At 31.0% G+C, this 15621-nt stretch carries 18 protein-coding genes and 1 tRNA gene; 11 read left to right on the top strand and 8 right to left on the bottom strand.

Annotation, left to right across the window (positions count from 1 at the left end; all coding sequences use genetic code 11):
- The 4 genes from rpmB to ftsY form a co-directional block, all read left to right on the top strand.
- Positions 1-213: 50S ribosomal protein L28 (gene rpmB, locus WBQ70_RS11655; RefSeq protein ID WP_423914354.1), on the top strand; the 213-nt coding region annotated here is incomplete at its 5' end.
- A 29-nt stretch (positions 214-242) separates the two neighbouring features.
- Positions 243-425: a 50S ribosomal protein L33 gene (gene rpmG, locus WBQ70_RS11650; protein ID WP_108740707.1), complete on the top strand. Its 183-nt coding sequence runs from the start codon at positions 243-245 to the stop codon at positions 423-425.
- An 86-nt stretch (positions 426-511) separates the two neighbouring features.
- Positions 512-664, top strand: coding sequence for a DUF4295 domain-containing protein (locus tag WBQ70_RS11645; RefSeq protein ID WP_220764364.1), 153 nt, complete (start codon positions 512-514; stop codon positions 662-664).
- A 122-nt stretch (positions 665-786) separates the two neighbouring features.
- Complete coding sequence (gene ftsY, locus WBQ70_RS11640) at positions 787-1767, top strand: signal recognition particle-docking protein FtsY (RefSeq protein WP_423914352.1); 981 nt, start codon at positions 787-789, stop codon at positions 1765-1767.
- A 1422-nt stretch (positions 1768-3189) separates the two neighbouring features.
- On the opposite strand, the gene WBQ70_RS11635 is transcribed toward ftsY, so the two are convergent.
- Positions 3190-3263, bottom strand: a tRNA-Met gene (locus WBQ70_RS11635).
- Between the two features lie 152 nt (positions 3264-3415).
- On the opposite strand from WBQ70_RS11635, the gene WBQ70_RS11630 reads away from it, so the two are divergent.
- Positions 3416-3808: an START-like domain-containing protein gene (locus tag WBQ70_RS11630; RefSeq protein ID WP_423914349.1), complete on the top strand. Its 393-nt coding sequence runs from the start codon at positions 3416-3418 to the stop codon at positions 3806-3808.
- A 55-nt stretch (positions 3809-3863) separates the two neighbouring features.
- Positions 3864-4706 (top strand): aminotransferase class IV, encoded by an 843-nt coding sequence (locus tag WBQ70_RS11625; protein ID WP_423914347.1) that lies wholly within the window; start codon positions 3864-3866, stop codon positions 4704-4706.
- Between the two features lie 69 nt (positions 4707-4775).
- Here the strand turns inward: WBQ70_RS11625 and WBQ70_RS11620 are convergent, their stop codons facing one another.
- The 5 genes from WBQ70_RS11620 to WBQ70_RS11600 form a co-directional block, all read right to left on the bottom strand.
- Complete coding sequence (locus WBQ70_RS11620; RefSeq protein ID WP_423914345.1) at positions 4776-5336, bottom strand: YqgE/AlgH family protein; 561 nt, start codon at positions 5334-5336, stop codon at positions 4776-4778.
- A gap of 125 nt (positions 5337-5461) precedes the next feature.
- Positions 5462-5734 carry an HU family DNA-binding protein gene (locus tag WBQ70_RS11615; RefSeq protein WP_320891725.1) on the bottom strand — a complete coding sequence of 91 codons (273 nt, stop codon included), beginning with the start codon at positions 5732-5734 and terminating at the stop codon, positions 5462-5464.
- Positions 5735-5909: 175 nt separating this feature from the next.
- A complete protein-coding gene (fmt, locus tag WBQ70_RS11610; RefSeq protein ID WP_423914343.1) occupies positions 5910-6857 on the bottom strand; it encodes a methionyl-tRNA formyltransferase in 948 nt (315 codons plus the stop codon).
- Entirely contained in the window at positions 6857-8752 is a 1896-nt protein-coding gene (locus WBQ70_RS11605) for a RecQ family ATP-dependent DNA helicase (protein ID WP_423914341.1), read from the bottom strand. Before WBQ70_RS11605 ends, fmt begins: the two co-directional genes overlap by 1 nt.
- Positions 8753-8768: 16 nt before the next feature.
- Entirely contained in the window at positions 8769-9314 is a 546-nt protein-coding gene (locus WBQ70_RS11600; RefSeq protein ID WP_423914357.1) for an AAA family ATPase, read from the bottom strand.
- A gap of 371 nt (positions 9315-9685) precedes the next feature.
- Here WBQ70_RS11600 and WBQ70_RS11595 point away from each other — a divergent pair, with 371 nt between their 5' ends.
- The 4 genes from WBQ70_RS11595 (at position 9686) to WBQ70_RS11580 (ending at position 13391) form a co-directional block, all read left to right on the top strand.
- Positions 9686-9970, top strand: coding sequence for a DUF493 family protein (locus WBQ70_RS11595; protein WP_423914340.1), 285 nt, complete (start codon positions 9686-9688; stop codon positions 9968-9970).
- Between the two features lie 79 nt (positions 9971-10049).
- The gene (locus WBQ70_RS11590) at positions 10050-10766 is read left to right on the top strand and encodes a DUF4290 domain-containing protein (protein WP_423914337.1); all 717 of its coding nucleotides are present in this window, start codon (positions 10050-10052) and stop codon (positions 10764-10766) included.
- A 68-nt stretch (positions 10767-10834) separates the two neighbouring features.
- Positions 10835-12148 (top strand): UDP-N-acetylglucosamine 1-carboxyvinyltransferase, encoded by a 1314-nt coding sequence (gene murA / locus WBQ70_RS11585; RefSeq protein ID WP_423914334.1) that lies wholly within the window; start codon positions 10835-10837, stop codon positions 12146-12148.
- Positions 12149-12524: 376 nt separating this feature from the next.
- Positions 12525-13391, top strand: a complete 867-nt coding sequence (locus WBQ70_RS11580) for a cation diffusion facilitator family transporter (RefSeq protein WP_423914332.1) — start codon at positions 12525-12527, stop codon at positions 13389-13391.
- A gap of 223 nt (positions 13392-13614) precedes the next feature.
- Here the strand turns inward: WBQ70_RS11580 and WBQ70_RS11575 are convergent, their stop codons facing one another.
- Both WBQ70_RS11575 and WBQ70_RS11570 read right to left on the bottom strand, forming a co-directional pair.
- Positions 13615-14028: a type II 3-dehydroquinate dehydratase gene (locus WBQ70_RS11575; protein ID WP_423914330.1), complete on the bottom strand. Its 414-nt coding sequence runs from the start codon at positions 14026-14028 to the stop codon at positions 13615-13617.
- A 70-nt stretch (positions 14029-14098) separates the two neighbouring features.
- Positions 14099-14665, bottom strand: a complete 567-nt coding sequence (locus WBQ70_RS11570) for a porin family protein (protein ID WP_423914328.1) — start codon at positions 14663-14665, stop codon at positions 14099-14101.
- A 244-nt stretch (positions 14666-14909) separates the two neighbouring features.
- On the opposite strand from WBQ70_RS11570, the gene WBQ70_RS11565 reads away from it, so the two are divergent.
- Entirely contained in the window at positions 14910-15404 is a 495-nt protein-coding gene (locus WBQ70_RS11565) for a hypothetical protein (RefSeq protein ID WP_423914327.1), read from the top strand.
- Positions 15405-15621: the final 217 nt, after the last annotated feature.

Here is a 15621-nt window from a genome sequence, read left to right as displayed (position 1 = left end):
GGTAAAAGAGCGATGGTAGGAAATAACGTTTCTCACGCTATGAATAAAACTAAGAGAAAATTTTCTGTAAACTTAGTTAAGAAGCGTTTTTATCTTCCAGAAGAAGATAGATGGATTACTCTTAGAGTAGCAGCATCTACGATAAAAACAATTAACAAGAATGGAATAGATGCAGTTTTGAAGAAAGCGCAATCTAAAGGATTTATCAAATAATCTTTATCCACTATCAAATATAAAGCAAAATGGCAAAAAAAGGTAATAGAATTCAGGTAATTTTAGAATGTACTGAACACAAAACAACTGGTGTTGCAGGAACTTCAAGATATATAACTACAAAGAACAAAAAAAACACTCCTGATAGATTAGAGATTAAGAAATTTAATCCAGTTTTGAAGCGTGTAACTGTTCACAAAGAAATTAAGTAATAATTAAATATTTTTATTTTTATTAAAATTTAAAGAGAATATCTTAGAGGTTTAATAAAAATAAAGATTTAAATAACATTTGAATCATGGCAAAGAAAACAGTAGCATCGTTACAAACATCTTCTAAGAGATTATCAAAAGCCATCAAAATGGTGAAATCTCCAAAAACGGGTGCGTATACATTCGTAGAAACTATCTTAGCTCCAGAAGCTGTTGATGAGTTCTTGAAAAAGAAGTAATTAAAAGACATTATATAAAAAAGCTACTTTCCTATCGAAAGTAGCTTTTTTATTTTCTATCTTTAACTAATTAGAAATTATAGTAAGCAGTTGATTCACAATTCATTTTTATTATTAGTACTATGAGTTTTTTCAAAAAAATATTTTCATCCGAAAAAAAAGAACCTATCCTTAATAAACAGGAAAAACAATCATTAGATAAAGGTCTTGAAAAATCAAAAACATCTTTCTTTTCTAAGCTAGGGAAAGCCATTGCTGGAAAGTCAAAAGTAGATGATGATGTTTTGGATAATCTGGAGGAAATTTTAGTTTCTTCGGATGTTGGGGTAGATACTACTTTGAAAATTATTACGCGTATTGAAAAACGTGTTGCCGAAGATAGATTTCTAGGTACAGATGAATTAAACCGAATTCTTCAAGAAGAAATCGCTGCTTTATTGTCAGAAACCAATTCTGGTGAGGCAACCGAATTTGTGATTCCTGTTCAAGCCAAACCATATGTTTTGATGGTCGTTGGTGTCAATGGAGTGGGTAAAACCACTACTATTGGTAAACTAGCTTATCAATTCAAGAAAGCAGGTCATAATGTAGTTCTAGGTGCGGCTGATACTTTTAGAGCAGCAGCAATTGATCAATTACAAATCTGGGCAGATAGAGTAGGCGTGCCTATTGTTCGTCAAGACATGGGTAGTGATCCAGCTTCTGTCGCTTTTGATACTTTACAGTCAGCTGTGGCTCAAAATGCAGATATTGTTATTATTGATACCGCAGGACGTTTGCACAACAAAGTCAATTTGATGAATGAATTATCCAAAGTCAAACGCGTGATGCAAAAAGTAGTGGGCGATGCTCCTCATGATGTATTATTAGTTCTAGATGGTTCTACAGGTCAAAACGCTTTTGAACAAGCCAAACAATTTACTGCCGCTACTGAGGTGACTTCACTTGCTGTTACTAAACTAGACGGAACTGCTAAAGGTGGTGTGGTGATTGGTATCTCTGACCAATTCCAAATTCCTGTAAAATACATTGGCGTAGGCGAAGGTATTGAAGATTTACAAGTCTTCAATAAATATGAGTTTGTAGATAGTTTTTTTAAATAGACAACCATGAATTTTTTCCATAAATTGACGTCATTAAATCTTTATCTTTTAAGTATTTTGTGTTTTGTGGCTGCAAATCTGATTCGCAACAATAGTATTGAAGGCTATTATATGTTTTTAGTTTTCGGTGTTATCTGTTTTATTTTAGGTTTGACTAAAAGAATAAAAAACAAATAGGGTAAGCCTATTTAGTATAATTGAACTAAAAAACCTTAGCGTTTACTAAAACAAAATGTCCTTATTAACCTGTCAAAAGTTTTTTAGGATATATTTTGACATGTTGGAGTGATAATTCTAAAAATTAGTTAAAATAATGACACTTTAAGATGTTCTATTTTAGGTGTAGAACGTTTGAGTTTTAATTAATGTTTTTCATCTATCCTGTAGATGTAATGATATTTTAAAAAGTTGTAAAGGAATAAAAGTAAGCTTCATATATTATATATTATTGTAATTTAAAGGTGAGTAAAAATATTCAATTTACTGGTTTTTAATATGTTGTGTTTTTTTATTTTTTTCTTGGCAGTTTTTAAATTTTCTATTATTTCGCTATCACTTCTGATTTTAAAAACTTGGTTTATGGAATTTCACCTAGTGAAATTGCTGTTGTAGTAACTTAAAATTATTACGGTAAATTTTAAGACTAAATGGTATTTGTTTCATTAAATCTTTATGACTATATTAAAAAGATTAGCTTATTTTCTTTAAATTATCTTAAAAGGGAAGTAATTATTTTTTACTGTATGTTTTTATTTCAACGAAGCAATAATTGGCCTAATACAATTTAAGCTTGCTTCAATATTTTAATAATCTCCAAAAGAAGAATATCAGAATCAGGTAAACTGTCTAAATCTGATAGGAAATTATTTTTTAGGTATGTGATATCTAAACTCGTTTTGTCTCGGGCAATGATTCCTTTGTGTTAAAAACGTTCTCAAATGCTTTTATGTATTTGTTAGGATATGATATGTTTCTTTACACTTGTATCGGTTTTCTGGATTGAATATCTTGATGGAATCTTTTAAATCTCTTTAGTTTTAAAGGTTTTTTTAAAGATATGACAAACATTAGTTCTATAATCATATCCTTGATTTTCTTTTATCTAAATGTCTTTACTAGACGATTTTTCCATCAAAAAATGTTGGCTTTTACTCCCTTAGTATGTGATTTCCTTGTTGTTAACGTAAAATAGTATGTAAATAGGTTATTTCGAAAAAAGCTTTTACCTACTTTTTCAATATTATCTCATACAAAATATTATCGTGTAATATAGCTACAGCTTGTCCTGTGGATTTTAAAGTATTGTTGTAATAGAAGAAGCTATTTTGAAAACTAGGGTGTTTGGTGTTTAAAAAGTCACTCTTAAAAGTCGCTCTAATAAAAAAAGGACTTACGAAAAAACGTAAGTCCTTGTATTTTATGTAGCGAGAACGAGATTTGAACTCGTGACCTCAGGGTTATGAATCCTGCGCTCTAACCGACTGAGCTACCTCGCCAAATGCAGTAAGAATTATATCCCTCATTGCGGGTGCAAATATAAAACTTTTATTAAAGGAAACAAGTATATTTGAAAGAAAAAAAAATATTTTTAAAAACGTTTTTTTATCGGAGTTATATTCTATATATTCGAAAAAAATTAATAAGTCTCATGGATCAAAAAGTGCGTTACGAAATAGAGTTCCCTATCAATTCATCTCCTCAGTTATTGTACCAATATATTTCGACGCCTTCAGGTTTGTCAGAGTGGTTTGCTGATAATGTAAATTCACGTGGTGAGTTTTTTACTTTCATTTGGAATGATTCCGAAGAGAAAGCAAGATTAGCGTCTAAGAAAACCGGTGAAAAAGTAAAATTCAAATGGGTGGATAATAATAATAAGGATACTGATTTGTTTTTTGAAATTCATATTTTAGTAGATGAGTTAACCAAAGATGTTTCTTTAATGATAGTTGATTTTGCTGATAGTGATGAATTAGACGAAGCAAAATTATTATGGGAGAATCAAATCTCAGATTTGAAACATCTACTAGGTTCAGTATAGTAAAATAGTTTATTATAACATATATTTGCCCTGAACAAAATTCAGGGCTTTTTTTATGATTAATTTTAATGGAACAATAGTGTCTGAGGATGCTAATATATTGACTCAAAACCGTGCCTTTTTATATGGTGATGCTGTTTTTGAAACAGTAAAAGTGTTAAGAGGTACGATTCTTTTTCTAGAAGATCATTACTTTCGATTAATGGCTTCTATGCGTGTTGTTCGAATGGAGATCCCAATGAACTTTACCATGGAGTACTTCGAGGAACAATTATTGTCGGTAGTGACTTCAAATGGTTTTTTGGCTTCTGCTAGAGTTAGGATTACGGTATTTAGAAATGATGGAGGGTATTATTTACCAAAATACAATACCGTTTCTTTTTTAGTGCACGCAACTAAATTACCAGATACGCAATATGCCTTTGAGACAAAGGGATATGAAGTAGATTTATTTAAAGATTTTTACATTACCAAACAGTTGCTATCTTCTATAAAATCAACAAATCGATTATTGAATACTACTGCTAGTATTTTTGCCTATGAAAATGGTTTAGATAACTGTTTGCTTTTAAATGATAGCAAAAATGTAGTAGAAGCAATTCAGGGGAATATTTTTATGCTTTTGGGGAATAAATTAATTACGCCTCCAGTTTCTGAGGGTTGTTTGAATGGAGTGATGAGAAAGCAAATTTTGGCTCTAGCCTCAAAAATAGAAAAGCTTGAAGTAATTGAGCAAATCATCTCGCCTTTTGATCTTCAAAAAGCAGATGAATTGTTTATTACCAATGTAATTAAAGGTATTCAGCCGATTACAAAATACAAAAAGAAAAATTTTGAAACGCAAACGGCACAGTTGTTATTAGGAAAATTAAATGAGTTGTTGTTAGTCAAAAAGTAATGTCAATTAGAAAGAAAAAAGACTTGAATGCATTTGTAGAGATTGCGTTTAAGTCTTTTTATAATCGTATTAATTCAAATACGGGTTTTCAGGAGCATTAGACCAAATTAAGTAATCACCACCTAATTCTTTGATTTGATCTTTCCAAAAATGAGTAGGTGACTTACCTATAATTTTATTTTTGTAATTATTAGTAGTTACAATCCATGAGTTAGCATTCATTTCTGTTTCCAACTGGTTTTGATGCCAACCAGAATACCCTAAGAAAAAACGAATGTTATCTTTAGTAATGGTTCCCTCGTTAATTAAGTCTTTTGTAGATTCAAAATCACCTCCCCAATAAATTCCATTTGAAATTTCAATACTATTTGGGATTAATTCAGGTACATTATGTATGAAATAAAGGTTGTCCTGTTCAACAGGACCTCCATTGTAAATTTTAAATTTGGAATTAATCTCAGGGATTAAGTCACTAATAGTATATTTAAGTGGTTTGTTGATGATAAAACCTACAGAACCTTCATTATCATGATCCGCTAATAAAATTACAGATCTATTGAATGATAAATCTCCAATTATAGAAGGCTCAGATATAAGCAGTTGACCTTTTATTAATTTTTCTGAAATCATAACACTGTAGTTTTTTTATTAAATTTAAGAAAAAAAACAAAAAACACCCAAATTTTATCGTTTAAATGTAAAAAAAAACCCTCCGTAAGGAAGGTTTTGTTTCTTTTAAGGGGATAAACGTGTAATTAGTTTACTGCTCCTTCTAATTCTGCACCAGCTTTGAATTTTACAACATTTTTTGCAGCGATTTGGATAGTTTTTCCTGTTTGAGGATTTCTTCCGTCTCTTGCAGCTCTAGCTGATACTGACCATGATCCAAAACCTACTAGAGATATTCTACCACCTTTTTTCAAAGTTTCTCCTACGTTTCCTAAAAATGATTCTAAAGCTAATTTTGCAGCAGCTTTAGTAATTCCTGCATCAGCAGCGATAGCATCAATTAATTCTGATTTGTTCATAATAAAAGTTATTAATTTGTTGGTTAAAGAATTCTTGTACACAAATTTAGCAGGAAATCCTTACTGAGCAAGTGTTTTCTATGAATTTAAACTATTTTGTTGATAACTTAGGTTATTTGTTGATAAAACAATGGTTTTTTATTGGGAAATACTCCACCCTTACTGTTTTATGGGGTTAAAAGGCTTTCGCTTCAGGTGTAAAGGTAATTCCGTTTAATAATTCGGTAGTTGTCATTCTTTTTTTACCAGGAAATTGCAGACTTAATATCTGGATAAAACCATTTTCCACTGCAATTTTCATTTCTTTCTTAGTGCAAATAATGGTTCCTGTTACATGTTGGTGTTCTTCAATACTAATTTTAGAATCGTATATTTTAATGTTCCATTCTTCATTTTTGTCTGATACGTTGCACCAAGCCGCTGGATATGGACTTAATCCTCTAATGAGATTGTGAATGTTGGTTGCGGATTGTGTCCAATCAATTTTACAATTTTCTTTGTTTAGTTTATAAGCAGTTTTGATATCAGCAGAATCTGTTTGAATCGTAGTGACTATATTGCCTTTTTCTATCAAGGTTAATGTATCTATAACAGTAGTGCTGCCTATGTTTATTAGTCTGTCGTGAAGTTGACCTGCATTTTCATCAGGTACAATCTCTGTTTCTGAACTCAAAATCATAGCACCCGTATCTATTTTGTCGTCAATAAAGAAAGTAGTTACTCCTGTTTTTTGTTCACCATTAATGATAGCCCAGTTAATAGGAGCGGCTCCGCGGTAATTAGGTAGGAGTGAAGCGTGAAGGTTGAATGTCCCTAAAGCAGGCATTTCCCAAACAACTTTAGGAAGCATTCTAAAAGCGACTACAATTTGTAAATTAGCATTCAATGCTCTTAATTCCGTTAAAAAACCTTCATCTTTAAGATTTGTAGGTTGCAATAGCGTAAGGTTATGGGTTAAGGCATATTCTTTAACGGCTGAAAATTTTAGTTTTTGTCCACGACCAGCGGGTTTGTCCGCAGCGGTGATTACACCTACTACCGTATAGTTGTTTTGGATGATAGTATCAAGAATCCCTACTGCAAATTCAGGAGTTCCCATAAAAATAATTCGTAATTTTTCCATTATGATTTTAAAGTATAGGTGTTATTAGGATTCACTATTATAATTTCATTTTCTAATAGTTGTTGGAGTACAAATATAATAGTGTCATTGTTAGTATGGGTTCTGTTTTCTATTTCTCTTGAATTTAAAGCCTCTATTTTTAGTAATTTTAAGATTTGTTTTGATAGCGTTTCAATATTGGTTGTTTTTTGCTTATTACTAATACAATAAGAGCAGATACCGCAATCAGTTGTTTGCTTTTCGCCAAAATAACTTAATATCAATTTACTTTTACAAATGTTATTTTCGGATACATAATGTAAAACCGATTGCAATTGGTCTTTTTTAAGTTGGTTTTGATTCTCTAAATATTTAGCGACTCTACTAATGGTTCTTTCGTCTTCGCGAATTTCGTTAAAAGTAAGGGAAGTGTCATTGCCTTTAGAATGATAAGTAATGATTTTTTTTTCTTGAAGTTTTTCTAAAAGTTTCAATACTTCTTTTTCAGAATGATGTGATTTTTTAGCAATTAAAGCACTGTTAAAAGCGGTTTCTATTTCATAAATCCCTGGATAAGTTCTGAGGATGGCGAGAACAATTTCTTCGTCATATCTATTCATACTGATATAGCGTAATACTTCTTTGGAGGAAATAATAAACTGCAAACTGATTTTTTCTGAGAATTCTTGAGATAAACTAAGGACTCCTTGTCTATCTAAAAACTGGATAGCATTGTAAGCTTTTAATACAGGAAAATTATATTTAAGACAAAAGTGATTTAGGTTAAAAGAAAACGTTTCATTTATACCTTCGCCATATGCAATCTGAAAAAAACTATTCAGTTTTAAATAAACGAGGTTCAAAAAAGACTTATCTGGCAGCGTGTTTATAAACTGACTTTCCGCTTGAAGTTTGTCTGATGGACTGGTTAATAAAATGGCAAAAGCTTTGTTGCCGTTTCGTCCTGAACGTCCTGCTTCTTGATAATAGTTTTCTATGTTTTCAGGTAGTTGAATATGAATGACGGTTTTGACATTCGCCTTGTCAATTCCCATTCCAAAAGCATTAGTGGCAACCATAACTTGTGCTTTTTCTTCCATCCAGAGTGCCATGTTTTTGTCTTTTTCTCTAGAATGCAGACCGCCGTGATAATAAGTTGCTTTGAAGCCTAAATTTTGTAATTGAGAGGAAATTTCTTTGCAAGATCTTCTGTTTCGTACATAAATGATAGAAGACTGTGGGTTTTTCTTTAAAATTTGTTGAATTTTATAGATTTTATCCTCGGCTTCAAAAACCATATAAGCTATATTTTTTCGAGCAAAAGATTGGTGAAACGAAACTGGTTTTTCTAATCCTAATTCTTTTAGAATATCTTCTTTTGCGCGATCCGTTGCTGTTGCTGTTAAAGCAAGAAAAGGGACTTTTGGAAAAGTCGTTTTTAGATTGGATATTTTTAAATAAGCAGGTCTAAAGTCATGTCCCCACTGAGATACACAATGTGCTTCATCTATAGCGATAAGGTTGATATCGATGTTTTTTAGTCGTTCTAATATCCAGTCAGACTGCAAACGTTCTGGAGATAAATAAAGAAATTTATAATTTCCAAACTGACAATTGTCTAAAAGATCAATCATTTCGTTTGATTTTATTCCTCCTGTTAAAGCAATGGCTTTGATATCCCGACTTTGTAAGTTGGCGACCTGATCTTTCATTAAGGCAATCAATGGTGAAATTACCATGCAAATTCCTTTTTGCATCATTGCGGGAACTTGGAAACAAATCGATTTACCTCCTCCTGTTGGTAACAAAGCAAAAGTATCTTTTCCGCTCAAAACAGAATCAATGATTTCATTTTGTAGCGGTCTAAAACGGTCATGTTGCCAATATTTTTTTAGGATTTCTAAAGCTTCTGACATAGGGTGGAATCAATATTTAAGATTCTTGATGGATAGATTTTAATATAAATTGAATTCGGTTTTCGACACTGTCTCTAGGGACTTCGATTGGAGTGTATTGAAATTTTTTATAGGAATTAATAATGTATTGATGAACAGTACTAGCTTGTTCAAAATTTTCATAACGAACTTCATCACTTTTATAAATTTCTTCCCACGGAGGTAGAGAAAATACTTGAGTATATAGATTTTCTTCACAAGGTTTGGAGAAAAAATCAGAGTAATCTGTGCCTATATAATCTAAATAACCAGTAATATCTGGGAGTCCGCGATCGATAAAAATAAGATCAGTTGGTTCTTTTAAAGCATTTTCAAATTGCTCTTTTCTTCCTTTGAGTAATAATTCACTAAAAAGCAAAGGTCTTTGGAGGAATAATTGTTCAATTCCTTCTTTTTGAGCTTCTAGGGTAATGGCTCTCGAAATTTCAGGATAACAACAAAACCCCATGGTTTTCAGTCCATTCAGGATAGTCGTTTTTCCTGTTCCAGGTCCACCAGTAATTATAATTATTTTTTTCTGCACTTTATTTTCGATAGAATTCAAACTTACTGAATCTATTTGGCATTTTAAAACAAATGCTTCTAAATTAAACCAAACACATTGTTTTTTAAACCGCATGATACTTCACATATTCGCTACTGGATCATCAAAAATAAGTTAGTTTTGAATGTACTTAAGTCATCTTAAACTGAATGAACATAAACGGATTTATTACATAAATCATAATTCATAGTTTTAGTGAAAAAAAAATCTGCGAATTTGCGGTTGTTTTTTAATTTATGCGTTTGTCTTGTATGTCTAAAATATTATTTTGATTTTGGCAAAAAATCATATTCTATTAGTTACTATTTTACATTTGAAACCGTATATTTGCTTTTATTTTAATAGTAAAGATGGATAAGAAGACAGAAGAATTTTATGAAAGACTAAAGGGGGAGCTAGAGAAAAGTAATTCATGGCCTGCTTTATATTTATACAAATTTATAGTACCTACTGATAAGGAAAAGATTGAGCAAATACAAAAGGCTTTTGATTGTCTAGGAGCTGTTATTAAAACGACCCAATCCAAAACGGCTAAATTTACTAGTGTATCCGTTGATGTTCAAATGGAAAGTGCACAAGCAGTTATTGAAAAATACCAAGAATTGTCCACTATAGAGGGGATTGTTTCCTTATAAAAAGCATACTTCTTTGGCTGTAGCCAAATTGTTGATATTAGAAGAAAATGGGCATTCCCATTCAAAATATAATTCACTTATGAATTCAAAATACCAAAAAGAAAATGCCAATGATGTAGTACATCATATGGAGTATAATGCTGAAAGATCTCATTTAATCATTCCTGAGTATGGTCGTCATTTGCAAAAATTGATTGATCAAGCTACATTGATAGAAAGCGATGAAGAGCGTAATAAAGCGGCAAAATACATTATTCAGGTAATGGGAACTTTGAATCCTCATTTGCGTGATGTACTTGATTTTCAGCATAAATTATGGGATCAGTTGTTTATTATGTCTGACTTCAAATTAAATGTAGAGTCGCCTTATCCGATTCCTTCGAGAGAAGTATTGCAGTTGAAACCCGATGTATTGCAGTATCCTCAAAATTTCCCTAAATATAGATATTATGGCAACAACATCAAATACATGATTGATGTGGCTAACGGTTGGGACGAAGGCGAAATGAAAAATGCTTTAGTGAAAGTTATTGCTAATCACATGAAGAAATCGTATTTGAGTTGGAATAAAGATACCGTGAAAGATGATGTGATTTTTGAACATTTATATGAGCTTTCTGATGGTAAATTAAATTTGCTACAGAGTTCAGAAGAGTTGATCAATACCACTGATTTATTGCGTACTAACAAACGCATATCAAATAAAATTAATGTTGGTGCTGGGCAACCTAAGATTCAGAATAAAAAAAATACAATTGGTAAAAAACCATTCAATAAAAATAATAGCCAAAAATAAGTTGATTGACTTATGGAGGTATAAAAAGTACTAAAAACTAAAAACATAAATTTAACTCGCAAATTAATATGGGAATATTTAAAATAGAAGGAGGTATTCGTCTTAAAGGTGAAATTACACCACAAGGAGCTAAAAACGAAGCATTACAAATTTTGTGTGCAGTACTTTTGACTCCTGAAAAAGTAACTATAAACAATATTCCTGATATTATTGATATCAATAAATTGATTAAACTCTTAGGTAATTTAGGAGTTAAAATACATAAAAATGGTCACGGATCGTATGATTTTCAGGCTGATGAAGTGAATGTAGACTATCTTGAAACGGAAGCTTTCAAAAAAGAAGGAGGAGCGTTAAGAGGTTCTATTATGATTGTTGGGCCACTTTTGGCTCGTTTTGGAAAAGGATATATTCCTAAACCAGGAGGAGATAAAATAGGAAGAAGAAGATTAGATACGCATTTTGAAGGATTTATCAATTTAGGAGCTAAATTTCGTTATAATAGAGAAGATCATTTTTATGGTGTTGAGGCTTCTGATGGTTTAGTAGGGACTTATATGTTATTAGATGAGGCTTCGGTTACTGGTACGGCTAACATTGTAATGGCTGCTGTATTGGCTAAAGGAACAACAACAATTTATAATGCTGCCTGTGAGCCTTACTTGCAACAATTATGTAAGATGTTGAACTCGATGGGGGCTAAAATCACTGGAGTAGGTTCTAATTTATTGACTGTTGAAGGAGTAAAAAGTTTGGGTGGTTGTACGCACCGAATTTTACCTGATATGATTGAAATTGGTTCATGGATTGGATTAGCAGCCATGACTAGAAGTGAAATTACTATCAAAAATGTAAGTTGGGATAATTTAGGATTGATTCCTAATACGTTTAGAAAGTTAGGGATTACTTTAGAACGTAGAGGAGATGATATATATATTCCTGCTCATAATGATGGTTACGAAGTGAAAACGGATATTGATGGTTCTATCTTGACAGTTGCAGATGCACCTTGGCCTGGATTTACACCAGATTTATTGAGTATTCTACTAGTAGTGGCAACTCAAGCAAAAGGGGATGTTTTGATTCATCAAAAAATGTTCGAAAGTCGTTTGTTCTTTGTGGATAAATTAATTGATATGGGGGCTAAAATTATGTTGTGTGATCCCCATAGAGCAGTAGTTATGGGACACGATTTTAAATCAACATTGAAAGCGACTACGATGTCTTCTCCAGATATTCGTGCAGGTATTTCTTTATTGATTGCGGCACTTTCAGCAAAAGGAACGAGTATTATTCAAAATATAGAGCAAATTGATCGTGGATATGAAAATATTGACGAAAGATTAAGAGCAATTGGAGCTAATATTATAAGAGAAGAATAAAGCTTAAAACTTATTTTGTAAATCGTTTAAATATCCTTTTTTAAGTTTTAAAGAAGTTTGTTTAAACGATTTTTATTTACATGTAAGTATAATTTAAAAGTCATAAAGTCAAAAGCGCTAACATCATAATAAATAATTAAAATTCAATAATTTGATTTATTTATATGCAATTTTAAAAAATGACATTAAACGGCGTTCGTTACTTATTAAGTAGTGATTTTTTTAAAATTATATAAAATGATGAATTGTTGGTTTTAATCGACAATATTCTTTTAAGTTTATACTTACTATTATTGTATTTTGAAAATATTTATTGTTGATTTTAAAACTATACAATACTTTTTATTTTACGACTTTTAAACTTTAGACTTATTATATGTCAGATCAAAATAAAGCAATTCAGGCCACATATTTTAGCATTATAGGAAACACAAGCTTAGCAATTATTAAAGGATTCGCTGGTTTTTTTGGTAATTCTTATGCTTTGATTGCTGACGCTATTGAATCCACAACGGATATTTTTGCTTCTTTTTTAGTCTTATTCGGTATTAAATATTCTAGTAGACCTGCTGATAAAAACCATCCTTATGGTCATGGTCGTGCGGAGCCATTAATTACATTTATAGTAGTAGGTTTTTTGATTACTTCAGCAACCGTTATTGCTTATGAGAGTATTGTCAATATAAATACACCCCATGAATTACCTAAATCATGGACTTTATTTGTGCTGGGTGCAATTATTATATGGAAAGAATATTCGTTTAGACTTGTCATGAAAAGAGGGATTGAAGCTAATAGTTCTTCGTTAAAGGCAGATGCTTGGCATCATAGGAGTGATGCTATTACCTCAATTGCTGCTTTTGTAGGAATTACAATAGCTTTAATTTTAGGAAAAGGATTTGAAGCTGCTGATGATTGGGCAGCGCTTTTTGCTTCGGTATTTATTATTTATAATAGTTATATGATCTTTCGTCCTGCTCTTGGTGAAATAATGGATGAACATTTGTATGACGACCTAGTTGAGAAGATTCGTTTAGTTGCAACCACGGTTAATGGAATTATTGCAACTGAAAAATGTTTTATTAGAAAAGCAGGAATGAAATATCATGTTGATTTACATGCTATTGTTAATTCAACGATTACAGTAAAGGAAGGGCATGATTTAGCCCACAAATTGAAAGATACTTTGAAAAAAGAAATGCCATATATAGGAAACGTCTTGATTCATATTGAACCTGATTAGATTTTTGATTGAAGAGTAACGTTTTGGTGCATTAAAATCTACAATCAAAAATCATTCATCAAATAAATTTCAATTAAAGTTTTACATTAAAGGAAATGGACGAGTCCATTCTTAAATGGTCTTAAATCTCTTAAATGTTTTAAAATAAATGAGGTGCTAAAAAACTTAAATGGTTGATATGATTAAAAAAATCCCATAAAGATTTTAAAATCTACAATCTTTTTTATAAAAACGATTGAATCGCTAAATCATAACTTTTTAATCCAAATCCCAGAACAACTCCTTTTGCATTTCCAGAAATATAAGACTGGTGTCTAAAACTCTCTCTAGAAAAGGTATTTGAAATATGAACCTCAATCACTGGTGTTGTGATCCCTTTAATAGCATCACCAATACCAATAGAAGTATGAGTATAAGCCCCTGCATTTAAGATGATTCCATCGTAATTGAAACCGTATTCTTGAATTTTATCAATTAATTCACCTTCAATATTACTTTGGTAATAGACAAAATCAATAGTAGGATATTTTATTTGTAAGTTGGTAAAGTATTCTTCAAAAGTTTGACTACCATAAACTTCTGGTTCACGCTTCCCTAATAGATTAAGATTAGGGCCGTTAATGATGCATATTTTCATATTTTTTTTGTAAAAATAAAAAAACCGTTCCAATATAGAACGGTTTGTTATGAAATTTCTTTGAAGATTTTTAGAAAAGAAATCCAGCAGAAATTTGAAAATTTGAATTTTTAATTTCGGCATTTTTACTAGCTTCCGTAAGTCCGAGTCCGTAACGCGCTTGTAAAAATAAATTCTCAGTAATATTAAATCCTAGTCCTCCTACAACTGCAAATTCAAAGGTTTTTGATTCTTTATAGTCAAAGTTGTTTCGTTCACTCAATAAGAAAGACGCTTGAGGTCCTAAATCAAGAGTCAAACTCTTATTTAAAGAAAACTTGGCTAACACTGGGATAGATACATATCCTAATTCATTTTTAAATTCTTCCGCAGCATTTTTGTAGGTAGCTCCTTGAGTAGAATAGATAAGTTCAGGTTGAATAGCAAAATTTTCTAATAATTTGATTTCGGCTACTACCCCAGCATGGTAACTAGTAATTCCCTCTTCTATACTATAATTCTTTGAAGCGACAGTAATATCAGTTCCGCTTTGATTAGCAAAGTTAACCCCTGCCTTAACTCCAAATTTAACTAATTGTGCGTGAGTAATAGTGGATACTCCTAATAGTAATGAGGCGATTAAAATGGTTTTTTTCATGATGTTTATTTTTGAAGGTTTATTGAGTGCAATTTAAAACTCTTTATAGTGAACTTTGTTGTAATTTAATGAATTTATTTTATATAATATCCATTTATATAATCGACGAGTTTTTTTTGTTTTTAATAGTGAAGCATATTTAGTGCTGTTGTTAATAAGTCTGTTGACAATTGATTTTTAAGTATATTTATGATAATATGATAATTTTTTATATTTGATTATATTAATTTAAAAATTATTTAACATGAAAAAAATTATTTTAACAACTGTATCAATTTTTGCGTTCGGTTTTGCAAATGCACAAGAAGGAAATTTTAAGGTTGGAGCTCATTTGGGATTACCTATTGGTGACCTTAAGGACTCACATTCTTTGAATATTGGAGCTGATGTTGCTTATGTTTGGGGTATCTCAGATAAATTTGAAGCTGGTATTGCGTCTGGTTATTCTACCTATTTAGGGAAAACAATTGATATCCCAGGTGGAAGTTATAAAGTTGAAAGTATTGGTTTTATTCCAGTTGCAGCTACAGCAAAATACAATATTGCAACGGATTGGTTTTTAGGAGCTGATTTAGGATATGCAATTGCAACTAGTAAGGATGGTAAAGGAGGACTTTTGTACCAACCAAAATTTGGATATAACGGTGATACTTTTGAAGTATATGCAGGTTACAAAGGAATTTCTGTTGAAAATGGTTCAGTTAATTCTGTTAATTTAGGGGTTAACTTTAAATTATAAAATTTTTAAAACAAATAGGAAAGAGGTTATTTCACTGCTGTGAAGTAGCCTCTTTTTTATTGGAACTTTTATTATTATGTACATTAACTACATTCAATTGTTAATGTTTAGTTTTAGTTTGTTTTATTTAATGCTAGTTTTTAATATTTTGTAAGTTTTTTATTTCTTTACAGAAAAAAACATTACTTTTTTATTTTTTTAAATAGATTGATTTTTA

This window comes from Flavobacterium sp. (genome assembly GCF_049590715.1).
Taxonomy (GTDB): domain Bacteria; phylum Bacteroidota; class Bacteroidia; order Flavobacteriales; family Flavobacteriaceae; genus Flavobacterium.
This window is presented reverse-complemented; position numbering and strand designations above follow the sequence as displayed.